This is a genomic window from Porphyromonas sp. HMSC065F10 (assembly GCF_001808555.1).
Taxonomy (GTDB): Bacteria; Bacteroidota; Bacteroidia; order Bacteroidales; family Porphyromonadaceae; genus Porphyromonas_A.
Map to the genome: position 1 here is coordinate 2,567 of NZ_KV793791.1, position 20,843 is coordinate 23,409.

The following is a 20,843-nucleotide window of genomic DNA, read 5'->3' on the forward strand; positions in this document are numbered from 1 at the left end:
AGACTTGCTGAAGTATTGCGATCCTATCCTCAAGGTCTACCTTGACAATATGCTTCTCATCAACCCCACTCTGCTTCAAGTGCTCTGCGAAAAGCTTGAATAGTAGTGTCGACTTACCACATCGACGAATTCCAGTGACGATTTTAATCATCCCGTTGTGTTTCAAGGCAATAAGTCTCTTCAGATGTATGTCTCTATCAATCATACCCATTTCCTTTTTCAGCGTATTTACGCACTTTTGTGAATCAGAAATACAGACAATATACTCTGAGATCAAAAAATCTACTCCTATGGCTACTTGATGACAAAGGACTTGGCGAGGTGGGCGACGGACCTGGCGCGGGTGAGGGCGGTGTAGACCCAGCGGTAGGCCTCGCTCTTGGGCTCCTTCATGAGCCAGACCGGCAGGTCGATGAAGACCTCGGGCCACTCGCCACCCTGCGCCTTGTGGCAGGTGAGGGCGTAGCCATAGCGGCAGTGGAGTGCATTGAGGTAGGGATCCTCCCGGAGGGACTTCCGGAAGCCCCGAGAGCCGGGCTTGGTCCCCTCCTTCCGCATCCGGACAGCGAAGTCCTTGTAGAGCGCCTTGTAGTCGGCGGAGGAGAGTCCCGGGGCGTCCTGCTCCAGCAGGTCGAGGATCAGCAGGGTCTCGTACTCAGCGCTGTCATCGATATTCCGCACCCGGACGGGGACGAAGGTGACCCCACCGCGGACTCTCTTCCGTGAGAGGGAGACCTCGAGCACCTCGATGAGGTCGCCATTGGCGAGGCCGGTGGTGAGGTCGTTTTGGGTCACAAGGAGGAGGTCGTCCACCTCCACGGGCGCCATGTAGCCGTAGAGCTCCCTCGCGCGGCGGGAGACCTCGGCGCAGCGCTTATTGGAGAGAGAGATGAAGGTGCAGCGGTCGAAGTCCTTGTCGCCAATCGCCGTGAGGTAGTCGCTCACGAGCGTCTCCTGATCGTCGCAGATCACAATGTCGTCGTAGCCCTTGAGGGGAAGGGTGCCCCACTTCACCTCCGGGGGATCGAGGTAGAGGGCGCGGATCTCAGCGGCGGCGAGGACGATGCCACTCCGGCTATCCTGCCGGACGATCTCCGTGAGCTGGCAGCCTGTGGCGCGGACATCGTAGAGCATCTCCATATACTCCGGCACGAGGGCGGGCGAGTAGTCCTGCCCCACGGGTGGGAGCTGGCTGTCGTCACCGACGAAGACGAACTTCCCCTCGGGGTCGTACTTAAAGAGGTCTGCGAGGACGTTGCCGCTGCCGAAGCTGAGCATCCCGCCCTTCGTCTCCCGGTCGGAGATCATCGATGCCTCGTCGATGAAGTAGACCCGCAGCCCCCACTGCCGGTCATCGTCGGAGATGGTGGAGGCGCTGAAGAGGGAGAGCATCTCCTCCGACTCGTCCTCGTCCGGCACGGGGTGCCGCTGCTCCCCCTTCTCATCCTCGAGGAGGTCCTTGATGCTGTCGCCATAGCGGTGGAAGTGGTAGATGAGCGAGTGGAGCGTCTGTGCCTCCATACTGGTGCGGAGGGTGAGCATCTTGGCCGCACGACCGGTACTGGCGGCAAGCACATAGAGTGCACCGAGGTCGCTGACGTAGTCCACGAAGGAGCGGAGAAGGGTGGTCTTGCCGGTGCCGGCGTAGCCACGGAGGACGAAGACGGTCTCCTCGTCACTACTGATGAAGGAGCGGAAGCACTCCATCGCCTCCCGCTGTCCGGGCGTCATCCAAGAGCTGTCGGTCATGAGTCAGCGCCTTTTCTTCCCCAGTTTATTCGCCTCGTGCGCCGACCGCTCGTGGTCACGGGCGGCGATGCGCTTGGCGGCACTCCTCTCCAGCTCTGTCGCCGCCTCTGAGCCGCCCTCCTCCGCCTGTAGCTCGAAGAGGATGTCTCTCAGCTGTGCGGCGGCAACGAAGTCGAGCGCCTTGGCGGCCGCCTGCATGGCCTCGCGGGTCTTCTCGATCTTGTCGGCGAGGTTATCCGTCCTGAGGAAGTCGAGGCTCTTCTCTGCGGCTGACTCCTTGGCGTGCTCGATGCGGTACTCCCTCGGGGTGGTGGCATCGATGGTCTTGCTCGGCCCGGTCATGTCGAGGATCGAGCTGGTGGAGGACTTGATCGCCTGATGGGGCGTGATGCCGTGCTCCTCATTGTACGCCATCTGGATCTTTCGCCGCCGCTCAGTCTCGTCCATCGTCATCCGCATACTGTCGGTGATCTTATCGGCGTAAAAAATGACGAGACCATTGACATTACGTGCGGCACGACCGGCGGTCTGGGTGAGGGAGCGGTGGTTGCGGAGGAAGCCCTCCTTGTCGGCGTCAAAGATCGCGACGAGCGACACCTCCGGCAGGTCGAGTCCCTCACGGAGGAGGTTGACCCCCACGAGGACGTCGAAGTCTCCGCGCCGAAGCCCCTCCATAATCTCCACCCGGCGGATCGTCACCACCTCGCTGTGGAGGTACTCCGTCTTGATCCCGAGGTCAGCGAGGTGCTCCGCCAGCTCCTCAGCCAGCCGTTTCGTCAGCGTGGTGACGAGCACCCGCTCACTTCGCTCAATGCGGGTATTGATCTCATCGACGAGGTCATCGATCTGATTCTCAGTCGGGCGAACCTCTATCCTCGGGTCGAGGAGTCCTGTCGGGCGGATCAGCTGCTCGACGATGATGCCGTCGCTCTTCTCCAGCTCATAGTCGCCCGGCGTGGCGGAGACGTAGATCACGTCGCCCTGCATCTGCTCAAACTCGTCGAAGCGGAGCGGGCGATTGTCGATCGCCGCCGGGAGGCGGAAGCCGTAGGAGACGAGGTTTTCCTTCCGCTGCCGGTCGCCACCATACATCCCTCGCACCTGGGGGATCGTGACGTGGCTCTCATCGATGATCATCAGGTAGTCCTCGGGGAAGTAGTCGAGGAGGCAGTAGGGCCGCTCGCCCGGCTGGCGTCCATCGAAGTAGCGGGAGTAATTCTCGATGCCGGAGCAGTAGCCAAGCTCCTCGAGCATGGCGAGGTCGTTGGTGACCCGTTCGTAGAGTCGGTCAGCCTCCATCTTTTTCCCCTCCTGCTCAAAGAGGCTCGTCTGCTTGTCGAGATCCTTCTTGATCTCCGCCATTGCCCAGTCGGTCTGCTCCTTGGTGGTGACAAAGAGATTGGACGGGTAGACAAAGACCTCGTCCAGCTCCTCGATCTCCTCACCGGTGAGGGGGACAAAGGAGGAGATCCGGTCAATCTCGTCGCCCCAAAACTCGATCCTGTAGGCGATCCCCTGGTAGTCCTCCACGGCGGGGAAGAGATCGACGGTGTCGCCCTTGGAGCGGAAGGTGCCGGGCTTAAACTCCCCCTGAGCGGTCGTGTAGTAGATCTGTACCAGCTGATGAAGCAGCTCGTCCCGCTCGATCTGCTGACCGGTCCGGATGAGGATCTTCTTGGCGGCATAGTCCTTAGGATTGGCCATACCGTAGATGCAGGAGACGGAGGCGACGACGATGATGTCGCGCCGACCGGAGAGCAGCTGGGTGGTGGTGCGGAGTCGGAGCTTCTCGATCTCGTCATTGATCGACATGTCCTTGGCGATGTAGAGATCGTTGGTGGGGAGATAGGCCTCCGGCTGGTAGAAGTCGTAGTAGGAGACGAAGTACTCGACAGCGTTGTGGGGGAAGAAGCTCTTAAACTCTCCGTAGAGCTGCGCCGCCAGTGTCTTATTGTGTGACAGCACTAATGTCGGTCGCTGCACCTCGGCCACTACATTAGCCGCCGTAAAAGTCTTACCGGAGCCGGTGACGCCGAGCAGCGTCTGGAAGCGCTGCCCCCGCTCTACGCCGTGGACCAGGTCAGCGATCGCCCGAGGCTGGTCGCCGGTCGGCTTGTAGCTTGATATGAGTTCAAAGTCCATCTTGTCTCTCCTCTGTCTCTCCCGACAAAGGTACCAAAATAGCGCCCAAGGGAGCGGGGAAAGCCGGGAGGCCAGGGGTGACGCATTAGAGCGGTGCCCTCTTATCGGACGAGTCGGACAGGTCGGACGGGTCGGACGAACTGCGCCGCACCTCTCCGGGGTGCCTCGTTCTTTATTCTTCATAATAAGTCAAGTGTCTTCAGTAGCTCTCAGATGCGTCACCCCTGCCCCCTGCACTCCTTTGTGGGAGAGACTCCAATCCCGTAGGGATGGGACACATCTGCAAGAGCTTAGACCGCCATCGGCACCATAGGGTCATCACCGCACCAGGCCGACCCGCAATGCGGCAGAGTCGTCATGCGCCTATGGGCTTGTAGTCATCCTTTATGAGTATAAAGCAGGATGGGAAATACCAATAAGTAAGGATGGAGTAGCGCCAAATTAGCTCCTACCTTTGCAGCAGTGTAAAATAAATCACACTTGGTATAAAAAAGTCATAAAACCGCATTGCCTCTAACGGCAATCACCACTCGTAAGGATACATCCCCATGCACAAGTCACCACTACACAGCATCTGCAGGATCCTTGTCCCGCTGCTCCTGACGCTGTCGCTCCTGACATCGGAAGCGAGGGCGACAGAGGCGACCCCCAAGGATCTCTTGCTCGTCATCACCGTCGTGGAGGCGGACAGTGGAGAGCCCGTCGTCGGAGCCATCGTCAAGTCGCCCTCTGCTCGTCGCACCCAGGTAACCGATCCTCAGGGGCGATGCACGCTCGCCTTTGCTCCCGGGACAGGGAGAGTAAAGATCTCCGTCTCGTTTCTCGGCTTCAGACCTTACGAGAAGACGATCACACTGGGCAAGGAGGGCCAACTGACGATCCGACTGGAGGAGGATGCCACCCTATTTGACGAATTAGTCGTCGAGGGTCAGCTCAAGCACACGACCAACCTCCAACAGGCAGTGGCTGTGCAGGCGGCGACGCTCGAGAAGGGGACATCGCTCAACCTTGCCAAGCTCCTTGAGTCGGTCCCCGGAGTCAGCACCATCAGTGCCGGAAGCAGCATCTCCAAGCCGGTGATCCAGGGAATGCACAGCAGCCGCATCGTGCTGGTCAACAACGGTGTCCGCCTCGAGAGCCAGAGCTGGGGTGAGGACCACGCTCCGGAGATCGACCATACCGGTGCCTCGATCATCGAGGTGATCAAGGGGGCGGAGAGTGTCCGCTACGGTCAGGGTGCCCTCGGTGGCGTCGTGCTCTTCAATCAAGCGACCCTACCCTATGGACACAAGCGACTCTACGCACGGAGCAAGATCAACCTCGGATATGCCACCAATGGGCGAGCCTTTGATGGTGCGGGATCGGTGGAGGTCGGCTACCGAGACTGGGGGCTGCGTCTCCACGCGATGTACAATAAGTCCGGCGACTATGGGACGGCGGAGTATCTGCTCAATAACACGGGATTTAACAACATCGGCTTCTCCGCCTACGCCGGCTACGAGCATGGCCCTATCACGGCGACGCTCTTCTCAAGCCTCTACACGTCTCGCAGCGGGATCTACTTCTTCAGCTCCGTCTCCGACCTGGAGCAGCTGATGACACGCTTCGAGATCGGATGCCCGGATGAGAGCATGATCAAGCCTTTCTCTTACGAGATCAAGCCGCCCTTCCAGCAGACACAGCACTTTACCCTCAAGGGTGAGGTGGACTACCGCGTGGCGGAGGGACACAATCTGGAGCTGAAGGTATCGTATCAGGATAACCTGAGGCAGGAATTTGAGAACCGTAAGCGGGATGACCTCAGCTGGCTGCCGATGCAGGACCTCCTCCTCACCACCATGACCTCTGACCTGGCGTGGGAAGGCGACTGGAAGGTGCTCGGCATGTCAACTCAGGCGGGTCTCTGCTCCAGCTATCAGTACAACTACAATGTCCCCGGGACGAAGCAGCCCGCCTTTATCCCCAACTTTGCCGCACTGACCCTCGGTGGCTTCGTGATCCACAAGATGAAACTCGGCAACCTCAACCTCTCGGGAGGTCTGCGGTACGACTACAAGGCCATGGACGTGCATGGTTACACGAGTCTTGCCTCCTTTAAGTACTACAGGGACTTTAAGGTCTACGCCGCCATCACGGGCAGTCTGGCAGCACACTACAGACTGAACGACAACTATGACGTCCGGCTCAATGTCGGTCTTGCCTGGAGACCGCCGGACATCAACGAGCTCTACGCCACCGGTCTCCACCACGGCACCTACTGGGTGGTGGGAAATAAGGACCTCCTCCCAGAGGTGGGCGTGAAGCCGGTCCTCGGTATGGGCTACCGCAACGAGTGGCTGCTGATAGAGCCGAGTGCATTCTTCCAGTACGTACACAACTACATCTACGACAATATCGGGCAGGGGGCGAGACGCTTCCACAATCACCCGAGCGGGAAGTACCCGCAATTTATCTACGGTCAGGACAATGCCCGACTCTTTGGTGGGGACCTCCTCGTCAGGGTGGAGCCGCTGAGCGGTCTCTCGATAGAGATGACCGGTGAGTGGATCAACGCCCGCAACCTCACGCAGAATTGCTGGCTGCCCTTTATGCCGTCGGATCGCTATGGTCTGGCCGCCAATTACCGGATCGACTTCGGTAAGGAGCGGAAGTGGCACGCCGATGTGACGCTGGACGGTAAGTATGTGACAAAGCAGGTGCGCTTTGATCCGGAGAAAGATCTGGCACCAGACTCTCCGGACCCCTACTTCCTCCTCAATGCCAATGCAGAGCTGAAGTATGATCTCCCCGGCGGACGAAGCGTCAAGCTGATGCTGGTGGCTGACAATATGCTGAATGCGCTGTACAAGGAGTACACCGATCGCTTCCGCTTCTTTGCTCACGCGATGGGAGCCAAGTATACGATCCGCACCGTAGTAGAGTTTTAAAGCAAAATGAATATGACGAGACAGATATTACCTGCCTTCGCTATCCTCCTCCTGGCTCTCATGGGCTGCAAGGATACGATGCAGAAGATAGTGAAAGCGCCCGCCCCCTTCATCGAGACCGTGGTGGTGGGACACGAGCAGATCTACACCGTGCAGGCCATCCTGAGACTGGCGGTGCGGCACGCCGATCCGGCGGGCGAGGTGAGCGATGAGCCTTACTACTTCACCGCCTACGATCTAGATGACCAAAAGCCCACACCGGTGCCACTCTACCAAGAGATCAAGATCTCCAAGGATGAGGACGGGAATATGACGATCGTCTCACCGAGGGAGCACTTCGATGTGGTGAAGAGCAGCAGGTACTGCTATGCGCTCGAGCTGAAGTACTACGATATGAATGGTCAGCTGATCAACCACCAATTCACTCGCTGGCACGCCATGGAGGGTAAGACACCGAGGGACGTCGGCTACGATGACCCCAACTCGACCATCCTCGTGCACCAGCACTTCTTCACCATCGACAATTACTCCCTCTCCGGACTGCCGATCGCCTTCCCTATGACGCCGGACAGCCTCTACATCGATCGCTACACCTTTGAGACCGATGGTGCCGGTGGATTGCTCCCGGCGACCCGTATGTCGCAGGCAAATGTCTTTGTCCCCACTGAGGGTCATAAGCCCAATGGTCTGCGGTACGACTACGCTCTGGCCCTCGAGTCGGAGCGCCGCACCTCTACCAAGAGTGTGGAGGAGACCTACCGGTACCAAGGGAGGGACTATCGGCTCTACAAGACGCTTGACTCCTATGCACTCAATAAGCTCACGCCGGAGATCTTCAACTACGAGTACCGCGACACCGACCCTGTGGAGGAGTCTCTCGGGACAGTCCTGGAGGATCAGGACGACCTCGGACGGATCCGGACGGGACACATCGTCAATCTCCTCCGCTTCCGCCGCGGGATCTACGAGGAGGGTGACGGCGGACTGTACCCACTGGAGCCGATGGGGATGAAGGGGATACTCAACTTTAAGAAGTCGGACATCCTCTTCCAGCTCAAGGTCTCCATCGCACACATCCTGACACAGCCGAGCAATGGGGAGAGCACCCGATTCCTCTTTGGGAAATATATGACCAACGGAGGCAACCAGGCTTCACCCTTTGACGGCGTGACCACCTATAAGTCCTACGAGATCTCTCGCTCGTGGAATAGCTTTGATATGTGCTACCCGATCTCCGTGCGGGTGATCGCTGATGCTGACGGACCGGTGGAGCGACTGGTGAGCGATGTCAAGCGGTACTACCCCGACGCCTCGGAGACGGAGCTGAGGGATATGTTTTACGGAGAGGACAATAGCTACTATCGTCGCCGTCCGAGTGTATTATTCTAAGATCACACAGTCATGCAGACCATCAAGACTCCCATACTCCTGATGCTTACCTCGCTGCTCTTACTCTGCAGCGGGTGCCGCAAGTTTATGCTCTTTGACGTCTCCGTCCCGGAGGATCGCAACCCACTGATCAATAAGAAGACCCCGACGACCAAGGCGGACCTCTACTTCCTCGACAAGCACCTCGCCACCGAGGAGGACCACGGACCCGTGGTGGAGGGGACACTCCCTAATCCCGACCCCGACGGAGCCTTCGCCGACTGGGCCACCTGCCTCGTGATGATCAAGGAGGGGCATGACCATGGTCAGGGCAAGCTCCACGGCAACTACGTCTACCCCAATGCGCCCTGGAAGCAGGAGCAATTCTGCGTCATCCACAATACCCCCGACGGCATCCGCGTGGAGATGGATCGAGAGTCGACAGCCACCTTCCTGGAGTTGGAGGCAGCGAAGGAGAAGGGACAGGCGCTTGACACCGTGGGACCTGAGTACTTCCGCATCATCGGCGGGACGAAGAAGCTCTGGGGACTCTGCCTCTACTTCTATGACAAGAAGGGGAACCCGATCAACGACAAGATCTACAACGCCTCAGAGGAGTATCAGCTCTTCTTCTCCGTCAGCGACCGAGACGACAAGGGTCAGCCCTACAATGTGATGGACGTGCGCTTCCGCAATGGTCTCTCACCCGAGGCGATGACCATGATCGACCGACCGATGGCGCTGGATGAGCGTGCCTTCATGGAGGAGAAGCCTGTCCCGGCCGCTCTCTTTGCCGGTGCGAAGAGCCTGGAGGAGCGAAGGGCTCTGACGCGACCCTACATCTTCACCTACACCTATCGTGACACCTGGACACAGGACGATATGGCGGATGGCGTGCGGACGCTCTACAACATCCGCCTCCTGCCACCACTGATCCGGAGCCAGTACTACCTCGCCTCGCTGCCCCAGGACCAGGACTATGTAGGGCTGAAGGGGCACCTCGAATTTGACTTCCAGGATGAGGGCGCCGACTACCGCCAGTGGCCTCTGGCACGAACGAAGCCACATATGGGCGGTGGGATAAAGTATGAGCGGGGCAGCTACCTCCAGCCCCAGTTTTACCTCGCCATACAGGTGATGAAGTGCGAGAAGGGCAAGAAAAGAGTCATCCCTGCGGATAAGGATGCGGAGCATGCGCGCAATGGCAAGGCCCCTCACAACGACTTCGTCTGCGCTGACTTCGACGATCTGCGACCCGAGTCGGGCTGGCAGGAGATCATCCGGATCAATATCCCGATGAAGCAGTATGCCACCGTCTTTGATAGCGACCCTACGGACCCGGATCCCAATGAGCCCTACTACTTCCAGCTGGGACGGGAGATCGGGCTGAAGCCTCAAGAGGCGTATGAGGCGGTCTCCAACCTCAAGACCCACGGTGTGACCGGTACCGGTGGCAACGGCTACGGGTCATGGTTTCTCTGATTACACAATCCTATTGACATGAAAACGAAGATACATCCTTCCTGCCTCCTTCCGCTACTGGTGCTACTCCTCAGTAGCTGCCTCGGACTCACTCGACCTGAGGAGGAAGAGAAGCGGGTCAGCGACGACCACTTGATGATCAAGGAGGTATTCAGCTCCGGCACCTACACCCCCGATGTAAAGTGGGGCAGCGGCTTTGTAGGACCGGCATCCTACGACTACGACAAGTACATCATCATCTACAATCCCACCTCCAAGGTGATCTACCTCGACAGTCTCTGCATAGCCAGGACGGCATTCCAGATGGACCTGGCGATCGACCTCAAGGGGGACGAGGAATTTACCGAAACCCACTGTCCGGTGGATAACATCATGATGTTCCCCGGGAGCGGACACGACTATCCCATCAATCCGGGAGAGGAGAAAGTCCTCACAGCGGTGGCGGTCAATCACACGCTGAGCCGAGAGGAGATGATGAAGAAGTACACCTTCGTCAGCGAGAGCTTCTTCATCGGTGGTACCTCGACGGAGAATAAGAAGGCGTGCGACCTGTCAGGTGCCGACTTCGAGTGGCTCACCCCATCACAGATGCGGAACAATTACTTCTACTACCTCGAGGACACCAATACGGTGCCCAACTTGATCCCCGTCTTTGCGGGCTTTCAGTACAATAATCCGGAGTGCGAGGGACAATTTGATGTCCCGGAAAACCGGACCCTCCTCCTCGTCAAGCTGGGAGTCCCCCCGACAGACCTTGATCAAGAGAAGTACTGGTGGGACTACGAGACAGGACACGAAAACTCCTTCCACAGCCTCGAGACACCCCACCACAAGGCGCACGTCAAGGGCGATGCCCACTGCGTCAAGCTCCCCAATGAGTGGGTCATCGATGCGGTCTCGATCTGCCCCCAGAAAAACTATAAGCGCACCCGTGTCTCCAAGGAGATCGATGCCGGATACAATAGCGTCCGGGAGGGAAGGGAGAGCGATGCACAGCAGGGGAGCTGGCGAGGTTACTCCCTGCAGCGGAAGTATAATGGCGAGCGCTTCCAGGACACGAACAACTCGACCACAGACTTCGAGAAGCAGGCAGCGACACTCCTCACCATCCCTCCGAAGAAGCTCTACAACCCCAATGTCACCCTCGTCGACGGGCATAGCTACCGGATGACTGTCGGGCAGAAGGAATTCTTCATCCGTGCCAAAGTCTCTCCGCGTAATGCCAAGGAGACCGCTGTCACATGGACCAGCTCCGACCCATCAATCGCGGAGGTGAAGGGGACCCCGACCAAGCCACGCACCGGCATCAGTGCCGCCTGGATCACCGGCCTCAAGCCCGGCACCGTCACCATCACCGCCTCCCTCGCCAATGGCGCAGAGGATGTCTGCACGCTGGTCGTAGAGGCTCCCAAGGAATGACATACGGCCGTAAAGGTATCAGCCGTACTTTTTTTGCTAACCAAAACAATCAAGAATAATGTACACCATGAAGAAAATCAAACTCCAAGCCCTCCTCTCAGTCACCCTGCTCCTCCTGACCTTACCCGGCTGTAAAAAGCCCGGCGAGGGGTCCGAGCCGACGCCGGAGAGCGCCACCGTGACCATCAGTCCCAGCACCGCCAAGCTCAAGGTGGGCGAGACACTCAAGCTCACCGCCACCATCACCCCGAAGGACGCCAAGGGGATCAAGCTCACCTGGAGTTCATCCGACCCCGAGGTGGCTCAGGTCGACAGGAGTAGCGGTGAGGCGAAGGGGGTCAAGGCAGGCAAGGCGATCATTACCGCCCGTCTCTCCAGCGGCAAGTCCGCCTCCTGCACCCTCGAGGTGATCGATGAGGGCGGGAAGACACCGGAACCCACGCCCACGCCCACACCGGAGCCCACACCCACACCCACACCCACGCCCGGGGAGTACACCTACACCATCACAACGGACCAGACTGAGTACACCGTCGAGGTGGGGAAGAAGATCACCATCAAGCCTACCCTCACTCCGACTCCGAAGGAGGGGGAGACAGTCTCTTTCACCTTCAATGGGGGCAAGAAGTACATCGAGGGGAAGGGTGAGATCATGATTGCGCTCGTCAACATCGACGGCTCCGTCGAGGGTGTAAACGAAGGGGAATGCACCGTCACCATCTCAGCCAAGGGCGCCAAGCCGGTCGAGTGCAAGGTGATCGTGAAGAAAGCCACGCAGGAGACCGTAACGCTCCCCGAGGGTGCCCGCGTCGCCATCATGCGTGAGGTGGACGGCGTGGACGAGGAGGTGAAGTCGAAGATCACCTTCAACACCTACACCTCTTCCTTCACCCTCACACCGGTAGTGCTGGATAAGGACGGACAGGTACTCGAGAGCGACACAGCATACGAATTTGACTGGAGCTCCTCCAACACCGAATTAGTGGAGTACAATGCTCTTATGGGGAACTTTAATCTCCCGAGCGGTAAGACCGGTACCTGCAAGCTGACCGCCACTCTCAGGGGATCGGACGCCTCGGCCTCGGTAGAGGTGGAGATCGTAGCCCCGAAGAAGTAATCTCCTTGAGACCTTTGCATAACACCCCATCTGCAGCGTCACTTTCGAGATTCGGGCTTGGTCATGTGCGTAAGCACACTCCCTTCGCCCTCACTCTCAGTCCCTTGCATCTGGGGCGTTCTGCAAAGTCCCTGCCGAAAAAGCGGTACTTTTTCGGCTAAAGACCATTTTGCAAAGGTCTTTCCTTACATAAAGCAGAAGACCGCACCACAGGATCCTGTGGTGCGGTCTTCCTATTTCTCAGAGGGGGAAAAGGGGGATCCGGGTGCCGAGATCCTGACTGGAGAGGCGAGGATTGTGGAGGTCCTTCTCCGAGAGGATCATCTCCTCCGGGCGGATGGGCCATGGTATGGCGAGCGTCGGGTCGTCCCACGACACCGCTCCCTCGCTCTCGGGGTGGTAGTAGTTATCCACCTTGTACTGGAAGACCGCCACGTCGCTCAGCACACAGAAGCCGTGCGCAAAGCCTCGCGGGATGAAGAATTGCCGGTGGTTGTCCTCCGTCAGTTCGACAGCGATATGCTTCCCATAGGTCGGGGAGTCGGGGCGAAGGTCCACCGCCACGTCCCACACACGCCCCACGATGACGCGCACCAGCTTCGCCTGAGCGTGGGGGTCGCGCTGGTAGTGGAGCCCCCGCACCACCCCGTAGGAGGACCTCGACTCATTGTCCTGCACAAAGGTCGTCCCGCAGATCGCCTCGTACCTCTCGCGGGAGTAGCTCTCCATGAAGTACCCGCGCTCATCGGTGTAGACTCGCGGCTCGAGGATCAGCACGCCCTCGATCTCCGTCTCTGTCACCCGTACCTTCTCATCCATAAGTCAGTCCTTTTCTGGTCATTTTTTGCAGGGTAAGTGGTATCAGATACCATTTTCCCTGCAAAATCTGACGGATCTCAGCGGTGTGAGTACATATCCTGGTAGTAGGAGCGATAGGCTCCGGAGGTGACGTGGGCGAGCCACTGCTCATGGGTCAGGTACCAGTCGACCGTCTTCCGAAGCCCCTCCTCAAAGGTATGCTCCGGTCGCCAGCCCAGCTCCTGCTCGATCTTGGAGGCATCGATGGCGTAGCGCACGTCATGCCCCGGGCGGTCGCCCACGTGGCGGATCAGCCGCTCGGAGCTTCCCTCAGGGCGTCCCAGTGCCTCGTCCACGAGACGGATCAGAGTGTGGATCACGGCGATATTCTCCCGCTCGCAGTGACCACCTATATTGTATGTCTCGCCTATCCTGCCCTTATGGTAGATCAGGTCGATCGCCGCAGCGTGGTCATCGACATAGAGCCAGTCGCGCACCTGACGGCCGTCGCCGTAGACCGGTAGCTCACGCTCCTCACGGATATTGTTGATGAAGAGAGGGATAAGCTTCTCGGGGTGCTGGTAGGGGCCGTAGTTATTGGAGCAATTGGAGATCAGCGTGGGCAGCCCGTAGGTGTCGTGGAAAGCGCGCACAAAGTGGTCACACGACGCCTTGGAGGCGGCGTAAGGTGAGTGAGGGTCGTACCGGGTGGCCTCGGAGAAAGGGGGATCCTCCGGCCCGAGCGACCCATACACCTCGTCCGTGCTGATCTGGTAGAAGCGCTTGCCGTCAAAGCCGCCCTCCTGCCGCCACACCTTGCAGGCTGCCTGCAGGAGTGAGACACAGCCGCGGACATTGCTCCGGACGAAAGCGAAGGGATCCTTGATGCTCCGGTCGACATGGCTCTCGGCGGCAAAGTTGATGATCCCATCGATCCGGTACTCCTGCATTATCCGGAGGACGAAGTCGTAGTCAGCGATGTCGCCCTGGATGAAGTGGTAATTGGTGTGCGCCTCTACCGAAGCAAGGTTCTCGAGATTGCCGGCATAGGTGAGCGCGTCAAAGTTGTAGAAATGGCTCTCCGGGTAGCGCTCCACCATACGGCGAAGCAGCGCACTGCCGATGAAGCCAGCCCCGCCGGTGACGAGGATATGAGCATTAGGGGTATTCACGATTCTTCTTCTAATAGAGAGATTAAGTACTGACCATATTCGTTCTGTCGCATCGGCTCAGCGATCCGGCGCAGCTCCTCCCCCGTGATGTATCCACGGCTGTAGGCGATCTCCTCGAGGCACGCCACCTTCAGCCCCTGACGCTTCTCGATCGCCTCGATGTAAGCGCCCGCCTCACTCAGCGACCTGTGGGTGCCGGTGTCGAGCCAGGCAAAGCCCCTCGGGAAGCGCTCCACACGGAGACGCCCCTCAGCGAGGTAGTGCTGGTTGACGCTCGTGATCTCCAGCTCCCCGCGAGCCGAGGGCTTCACCCCCTCCGCCACCCGGATGACGTCATTGGGATAAAAGTAGAGCCCCACCACGGCAAAGTGAGACCGCGGCACCTTGGGCTTCTCCTCGATGGAGAGCACACGCCCCTCGCTGTCGAAGTCCACCACCCCGTACCGCTCCGGGTCGCTCACCCGGTAGCCGAAGACCACCGCCTGACGCTCCCTCTCGACCGTCCGGACAGCCGACTCCAGCAGACCGGTAAAGGTGGCACCGTGGAAGATATTATCTCCCAGCACGAGGCAGACATCCTCCTCTCCGATGAAGTCGCGCCCTATGAGGAAAGCCTGAGCCAGCCCCTCCGGTGCCGGCTGCACGGCGTAGGAGAAGCGCACGCCGAGCGACCGCCCGTCCCCGAGAAGTCGCTCGTAGGAGGCGCGATCCTCCGGTGTGGTGATGATAAGGATCTCCCGGATCCCCGCCAGCATGAGGGTGGAGATCGGGTAATAGATCATCGGCTTATCGTAGACCGGTAGCAGCTGCTTGGAGACCCCTCTCGTGATCGGGTAGAGACGGGTGCCGCTCCCGCCGGCAAGTACTATTCCTTTCATCGTCTATAGTGGTATGTAGCAAAGATAGCACTTTACCCCCACACCAAGTCGAGCTGAGACAGACCGAGCATCAAGAAAAAAATGCTCGGACAAATGCCGACACTAACCTATGGGACACAACGATACCTTGTCTCCTCATCCGCTACGGAAGTCTCTTAGTAGAGACTGCTGAGGTAGTCGTACTCCCTACGATAGCGCTCCAGTCTGTCGAGGTCTTGCCGAGTGGGACTTGAGAGACGGGAGAGATCCATATTGTGGGTCAGGTCGTGTAGCTTGACCCGGGTGGCGAGTGGACAGGTGCCCACAGCCGTGATGTAGCTCTCACGGTCCGGTGAGGCGTGATGATCAAGCAGACGGAGAGCATCCGCAAGCCGAGCCACGCACTCCTCAGGCAGAGGGGTGCCAACCTCCTCAGCGAGCATGTGTAGCACCTCGTCCACCGTGTGAGGCGTATCCTCTGCGGCATCATGGAGATAGCCCACCACTCTCTCCTCCCAAGTACTGCCCATAGAGGCAACAGTCGTGAGGTGACCGGAAAAGTAATCAACGCCTGCCTTATCGACTTGCCCGTCATGAAGTCGCCGAGCCAGACGAGCCGCTGCATGGACGATGCGCTCCTGCGCGCTCTCTTTCAGAGGATAGCAGAGAGATGAAGAGTCAGTCATACGAGAAAATCAGTTTTTTCTTATAAAAAGTCGTAGGGTGTCCGGCGGTTGTAGAGCCGGACGAAGAGCTCGCGGGCGGTGAGGACGATGGCGTAGTAGAGGACGACGAGGACGAGGTCGTACTGCATCGTCACCGTGAGGCTCAGCGCCGGCGTGCCGAAAGTCTCCGTCACCGCACGCATCCCTCCGGAGAGGAGGCTTAGCAGCCGAGGGAGACCCGGCAGCGAGGGGAGGGCAAGCGTCAACAGACCCACTGGGATGAGCAGACCACTCAGCGCCACCACCGGGATGGCACTCCAGAGCATACTCCCCGCTGCCCTACCAAAGAAGAGGAAGAGAAAGGGCAGCACGCCTATCTGTGCCGAGATGCAGGCTGCGAGGCTGCTCCAGACGAAGCGAAGCGACCTGAGCGAGGGGCTGACAAGCCGGAGCAGGATGGGCATAAAGCTCATCAGTCCCCAGACCGCACTGACGCTGAGGAGCAGACCGACGCTTAGGATCGAGAGAGGGTTGAGGAAGAGGAAGAAGAGGAGCGTCAGCGACAGCACCTGCACCGGGTCGGCTCGTCGCCCGAGGAGCTTGGCGAGGAGGTAGATGCCACTCATGACGAAGGCGCGCATCGTGGCGGTCGAGGCACCTGTCAGTAGTGTGTAGACGAGCAGCCCGAGGAAGATCAGCAGGTAGCGCAGCCTCCTGTGACGGTAGGCGGGGAGGAGCAGTCCCAAGAGTCCGCTCAGCAGACCGAAGACGATCCCGAGATGATACCCGCTCACCGCCAGCACGTGTGCCACGCCGGAGGAGGTAAAGTCGGACTTCACCGACCGAGGTAGGTGAAGTCGCTCGCCAAGACAGAGCGCATAGACCAGTCCCTTATCCTCTGCCGAGAGCCGATCACCGACAGCCGAGTCGAAGCGGCTGATCAGGTGATGCCGCCCCTCCATCAGCCGGCAGCGGATGGTCCGGGCCCGCCCGGCGGTCTCTAAGCTCTGCCCATACGCCTGCGCCACATACCCCTCTCCGAGGAGGTAACGTCCGTAGGAGTCGGGAAGTGTGTCGCCAAGTAGGGCCACCAGGTCGAGGTCACCCCGCAGCATCATCCCATAGAGCTCCGCCGACTCTCCCGGCAGGGTGAGGAGGATAGGGATCTCCCCTCCATCGCTCGTCAGTAGAGCCGCATCGTACCGGATGGCGCTCTCAGCCGAGGAGGCAACGGGATAATTGACTCTCACCGAGGCGTCGTAGAGCGTCACCGCACGGGGCATTGACCTCAGCGAGCGTAGCCGCTGATCGGCATAGATGCCGTAGGCAATCACGAGGAGTGGCAGAAGGAGGAAGAAGCGATCCGGCCTCCACCCTCGCCTCCGAGAGAGGAGAAAAGCGGCGACTGCGAGTAATCCCAGCGCCACTCCCCCATAGAGCAAGAGATGATGGTAGGCAAGGATCCAGCCGACGAGACAGGCGACCAGCACCCAGAGGGCGGGCCGATCGCCATACCTCAGCGAGCGTATCCTCTCCTCACTCACGCCCTCTACTCTTCGTCCTCCTCGTAGAGGCGGTCAATGATGCTGTCGGCGAGGCCCAGCTTGGGGACCATGATTTTGGTCGTCCCGAGGCGGTCGGCAGCAGCGATGAAGATGCGAGCCGCCGGGATGATCACATCGGCGCGGTCGGGCTTCATCCCGTACTTTGCCATCCGCTCGTCGAGGTCCATCCCCTCGAGTATGTCGTAGATCTCGTGGAGCTGAGGGGTGGTGATCTCCTTGCCCCACGGGGTCTGGGTGCCATTGATCTTGGCGAGACGATTGATATTCCCCCCGGTGCCGAAGATCTCCAGATCTCTGCAACGCTCATGTATCGAGTCGAGGAACGTGTGGTACTCCTCCAGCTCCGACTTGCGGACCAGACCACTCAGCAGTCGCACGGTACCGATATTGAAGGAGCGGGAGTCCACCTTTTGGCTCCCTCTCAGGATCGACACCTCGGTCGAGCCACCCCCGACGTCCACCATGACGTAGTAGGTCTCCTCATCCCGGACAAGCTGTCTTACCCGGTTGTGTCCCACGAGACGAGCCTCCTCACCTGAGATCACCTCGATCCGAAACCCCGTCGCCGCCTCGACCTCGTCGACTACCTTGGCGGCATTGGTCGCATCGCGCATCGCAGACGTGGCGCAGATCCGATAGTGAGACACCTCGTAGATCTGCATGAGGTACTTGTAGGCGAGCATCAGGCGGATCAGGTCTTTTGCCTTCCCCTTGGAGATCTTCCCCTTCACGAAGGCATCCTCACCGAGACGGAGGGGGACGCGGAGGAGCTGCACCTTAGAGAGTGGCTGCTCCGGATCATCGGTGAGACACTTGATGAGCAGGCGGACCGCATTGGATCCGATATCGATGGCGGCGTAGTGCTTTTTCTTAAACATAATGCTATCCCTTTATATTTCCTCCAAATAATGCTGGTAGAGCGCCTCCTGACTGCGGAACCACGGCTTCTCCGCCGACAGTCGACGCGGACAGCGACCCTTCTCATTGACAAAGTGTCCCTGGGAGACATCCCGCAGCCCGTAGTCGACCACCAGCTCCAACTCGCGCTTGAGGTCGGGGTCGTAGACGGGGGTCACCACCTCGACCCGCCGGTCTAAGTTTCGGCTCATCCAGTCAGCGGAGCCGAGGAAGTACTTCGGTCTCCCTCCGTTGCAGAAGATGAAGATCCGCGAGTGCTCTAAGTAGCGGTCGATGATCGCATTGACGTAGATATTTTCACTCACCCCCTTGATCCCGGGTACGAGGGAGCAATTGCCACGCACCAGCAGCCGCACCTCCACCCCCGCCTGCGAGGCTTGGTAGAGATGCATCACCACCTCCTCATCGACGATGTGATTTACCTTGACGTGGATATAGGCGGGCAGTCCCTGCTCCGCATTCCTGATCTCCGTGTCGATCAGCCGGATGAAGCGGCTACGCATGGAGTTGGGCGAGACCATCAGCTCCCTAAAGTGGGTCGCCAGGTAGGGCTGCTCGATGAAGTCAAAGACCCGCTCCACATCATTGACGATGCCACGACGCGAGGTCATCATCATAAAGTCGGTGTAGGTCTTGGCATTCCCCTCGTGCATATTACCGGTGCCGATGCAGGCGATGTTGCCCTTCCGTGCCTTGATGAGCGCCAGCTTGCTGTGGATCTTGAGGTACCCTGGGCCAAAGAGCACCCGCACGCCGGCGTCCCGCATCTTCTGGGCAAAGGAGATGTTGCTCTCCTCATTAAATCGCGCCAGCAGCTCGATCACACAGGTCACCTCCTTGCCATTGCGCGCTGCCGCCGTCAGTGCCTTGACGACAGAGGAGTGGCGCGGCACGCGGTAGATCGTCGCCTTGATCTCCTGCACGTCCTCACTGATCGCCGCCTCCTGCAGCACCCGGACAAAGGTGTCAAAGCTGTGGTAGGGGAAGTGGAGCCACTGATCCTTACGCCGGATAGAGTCAAGCATACCGGTCTCAAAGTCTGCATGCCGACTGATGATCGGGTGCCACGGGGTGTAGAGGAGGTCGGTGCGACCGCAGTCGGGGAAGTCCATCAGGTCCCGGGTATTGTGGTACCTCGATCCGGCGACGCGGGCATCGTTCTTATCCAGGTCGGCAGTCTCAAAGAGCATCTGCCGGATCCGCTTAGGCATCTCGCGGTCATAGACCACGCGAAGCGTCTCCCCGAGGCTCCGCTTCTTCAGCCCTCGGGAGACCTGCTGCAGGAGACCGAGAGAGGAATTGTCCTCCACCAAGTCCTCGTCGGCATCCTTGGTGAACTTGAAAGTATACCCCTCGTAACAGTTGTATGGCAAGCCACCGAAGATATTCTTAAGATTGAACCGGATCACGTCATCGATGAACATAACGCACTTATTCCCCTCCGGGTCATCCGGCAGTCGGACGAAGCGCTCCTCCCCGGACTGCGGCAGACGGATGACAGCGATGTCGCTCCTCTGCTCCCTGCCCTCGTCATCGACCTGTCTTAGGTCCACTGCGAGGTAGTTGCTCTCATCGAGCTGCTCCTGAGGGTCAGGGATGCGATCAAGGAAGAGGGGATTGATCGTCGAGCTCAGCTTACGCGCATAGATATCGAAGACCTGATGCTCCTGCTCGGGTGTCAGCATCGTCTCATCGACCACATGGATACGCTCCTCCCGGAGCTCCTTCATCAGTCTGCGGAAGGTCCGGTCCACCTCCTGCCTGTACGCTTCGTTGAGCTCATAGATCTTGGAGAGTAGCTTCTTGCTCCGCTTGACCTTGCCGGTCCCGCTGTCGTCATCCTCGATATTGCGCTGGATCGAGGCGACGCGTACGCGAAAGAATTCGTCAAGGTTATTCGAGTAGATACCGAGGAAGTGGACTCGCTCTAAGAGAGGAATATCCTCCCGCTGGGCCTCGAAGAGGATGCGGTGATTGAAGTACATCCAGCTCTCATCTCGATCCACGTAGTTGTCATCATCGAGCTTGATCTCGCGATCGACATAGAGTTCGGTGGGATGAAGTTCAGCCATAGTCTAAGGTGTGTGTGTTTTATCTATTCCGTTTTTTGATGGGATAAATTTAGCCAAAAACCGCCACTTCCATCCCGGCTATGGGATCGTCCTTCAGGGGTGACGCATTTGAGCGGTACAGAAGCTATTCAACTCATCGTGAAGAGTGGTGAACTAAGCACCCCGACAGGGGTGCCCGCTTTTTAGCCCCGGGTCGAGGGGTGTAGCCCCGACGACCCGGGGATCAAGCATTGCAAGTGATCCCACGACCCCGCTAGGGTGTCGCACTGATTGGCTGACCGGTAAGTGCGACACCCTTGCGGGGTCGTATATCTTAAATGCGTCGTCGTTTCCCGCGGTCTTCGGCACTTCGTGCCTCGACACGCGGGCTAAGAAGCGATGATCCCTACGGGGCTTCGCCCCTGCGGGATCGGCAGGGGGAGCATCAGAAGATGGATCAGTCGATGGAAAAGCACAGCGATAGGGGTTATCACTTCTTAGCTGTAAAGCTCAAATGCGACACCCCTGGACCATCCTCAGGGCATGCGGGGTAGTCTCTTGTGGGAGAGACTCCAGTCCCGTAGGCTTGGAACTACAGTCCCGTAGGCTTGGA

General features: G+C 59.0%; 15 protein-coding genes. 5 read left to right on the forward strand and 10 right to left on the reverse strand.

Features of this window, described 5'->3' with window-relative positions; all coding sequences use genetic code 11:
* From HMPREF2890_RS05380 to uvrB, 3 genes are all read right to left on the reverse strand, one after another.
* Positions 1 to 205 (reverse strand): AAA family ATPase (locus HMPREF2890_RS05380; RefSeq protein WP_210394769.1); only part of this gene is annotated, 205 nt, incomplete at its 3' end.
* Between the two features lie 89 nt (positions 206 to 294).
* Positions 295 to 1,749, reverse strand: a complete 1,455-nt coding sequence (locus HMPREF2890_RS05385) for an ATP-dependent DNA helicase (protein WP_070466346.1) — start codon at positions 1,747 to 1,749, stop codon at positions 295 to 297.
* Positions 1,750 to 1,752: 3 nt separating this feature from the next.
* Positions 1,753 to 3,891, reverse strand: a complete 2,139-nt coding sequence (gene uvrB / locus HMPREF2890_RS05390; RefSeq protein WP_070466348.1) for an excinuclease ABC subunit UvrB — start codon at positions 3,889 to 3,891, stop codon at positions 1,753 to 1,755.
* 548 nt (positions 3,892 to 4,439) lie between these two features.
* Between uvrB and HMPREF2890_RS05395 the strand changes: the two genes are divergently transcribed.
* The 5 genes from HMPREF2890_RS05395 (at position 4,440) to HMPREF2890_RS09090 (ending at position 12,204) form a co-directional block, all read left to right on the forward strand.
* Positions 4,440 to 6,818: a TonB-dependent receptor gene (locus tag HMPREF2890_RS05395; protein ID WP_083289825.1), complete on the forward strand. Its 2,379-nt coding sequence runs from the start codon at positions 4,440 to 4,442 to the stop codon at positions 6,816 to 6,818.
* 12 nt (positions 6,819 to 6,830) lie between these two features.
* Positions 6,831 to 8,207: a hypothetical protein gene (locus HMPREF2890_RS05400; RefSeq protein WP_148130686.1), complete on the forward strand. Its 1,377-nt coding sequence runs from the start codon at positions 6,831 to 6,833 to the stop codon at positions 8,205 to 8,207.
* Between the two features lie 12 nt (positions 8,208 to 8,219).
* A complete protein-coding gene (locus HMPREF2890_RS05405) occupies positions 8,220 to 9,668 on the forward strand; it encodes a hypothetical protein (protein ID WP_070466352.1) in 1,449 nt (482 codons plus the stop codon).
* A gap of 18 nt (positions 9,669 to 9,686) precedes the next feature.
* On the forward strand, positions 9,687 to 11,087 hold the full coding sequence (locus HMPREF2890_RS05410; RefSeq protein WP_083289826.1) for a DUF4876 domain-containing protein: 1,401 nt from the start codon (positions 9,687 to 9,689) through the stop codon (positions 11,085 to 11,087).
* Between the two features lie 67 nt (positions 11,088 to 11,154).
* A complete protein-coding gene (locus HMPREF2890_RS09090) occupies positions 11,155 to 12,204 on the forward strand; it encodes an Ig-like domain-containing protein (protein ID WP_210394770.1) in 1,050 nt (349 codons plus the stop codon).
* A 240-nt stretch (positions 12,205 to 12,444) separates the two neighbouring features.
* Here the strand turns inward: HMPREF2890_RS09090 and rfbC are convergent, their stop codons facing one another.
* From rfbC to HMPREF2890_RS05450, 7 genes are all read right to left on the reverse strand, one after another.
* Positions 12,445 to 13,023 (reverse strand): dTDP-4-dehydrorhamnose 3,5-epimerase, encoded by a 579-nt coding sequence (gene rfbC / locus HMPREF2890_RS05420; protein ID WP_070466358.1) that lies wholly within the window; start codon positions 13,021 to 13,023, stop codon positions 12,445 to 12,447.
* A 77-nt stretch (positions 13,024 to 13,100) separates the two neighbouring features.
* A complete protein-coding gene (gene rfbB / locus HMPREF2890_RS05425; RefSeq protein WP_070466359.1) occupies positions 13,101 to 14,174 on the reverse strand; it encodes a dTDP-glucose 4,6-dehydratase in 1,074 nt (357 codons plus the stop codon).
* On the reverse strand, positions 14,171 to 15,052 hold the full coding sequence (gene rfbA / locus HMPREF2890_RS05430; protein ID WP_070466360.1) for a glucose-1-phosphate thymidylyltransferase RfbA: 882 nt from the start codon (positions 15,050 to 15,052) through the stop codon (positions 14,171 to 14,173). The genes rfbB and rfbA overlap by 4 nt, the downstream gene beginning before the upstream one ends.
* A 155-nt stretch (positions 15,053 to 15,207) precedes the next feature.
* Complete coding sequence (locus HMPREF2890_RS05435; protein WP_070466361.1) at positions 15,208 to 15,717, reverse strand: phosphohydrolase; 510 nt, start codon at positions 15,715 to 15,717, stop codon at positions 15,208 to 15,210.
* A gap of 20 nt (positions 15,718 to 15,737) precedes the next feature.
* A complete protein-coding gene (locus tag HMPREF2890_RS05440) occupies positions 15,738 to 17,240 on the reverse strand; it encodes a ComEC/Rec2 family competence protein (protein ID WP_070466363.1) in 1,503 nt (500 codons plus the stop codon).
* A 5-nt stretch (positions 17,241 to 17,245) separates the two neighbouring features.
* On the reverse strand, positions 17,246 to 18,139 hold the full coding sequence (locus HMPREF2890_RS05445; protein WP_070466365.1) for a Ppx/GppA phosphatase family protein: 894 nt from the start codon (positions 18,137 to 18,139) through the stop codon (positions 17,246 to 17,248).
* A 12-nt stretch (positions 18,140 to 18,151) separates the two neighbouring features.
* On the reverse strand, positions 18,152 to 20,251 hold the full coding sequence (locus tag HMPREF2890_RS05450; protein ID WP_070466367.1) for an RNA degradosome polyphosphate kinase: 2,100 nt from the start codon (positions 20,249 to 20,251) through the stop codon (positions 18,152 to 18,154).
* Between the last annotated feature and the right edge of the window lie 592 nt (positions 20,252 to 20,843).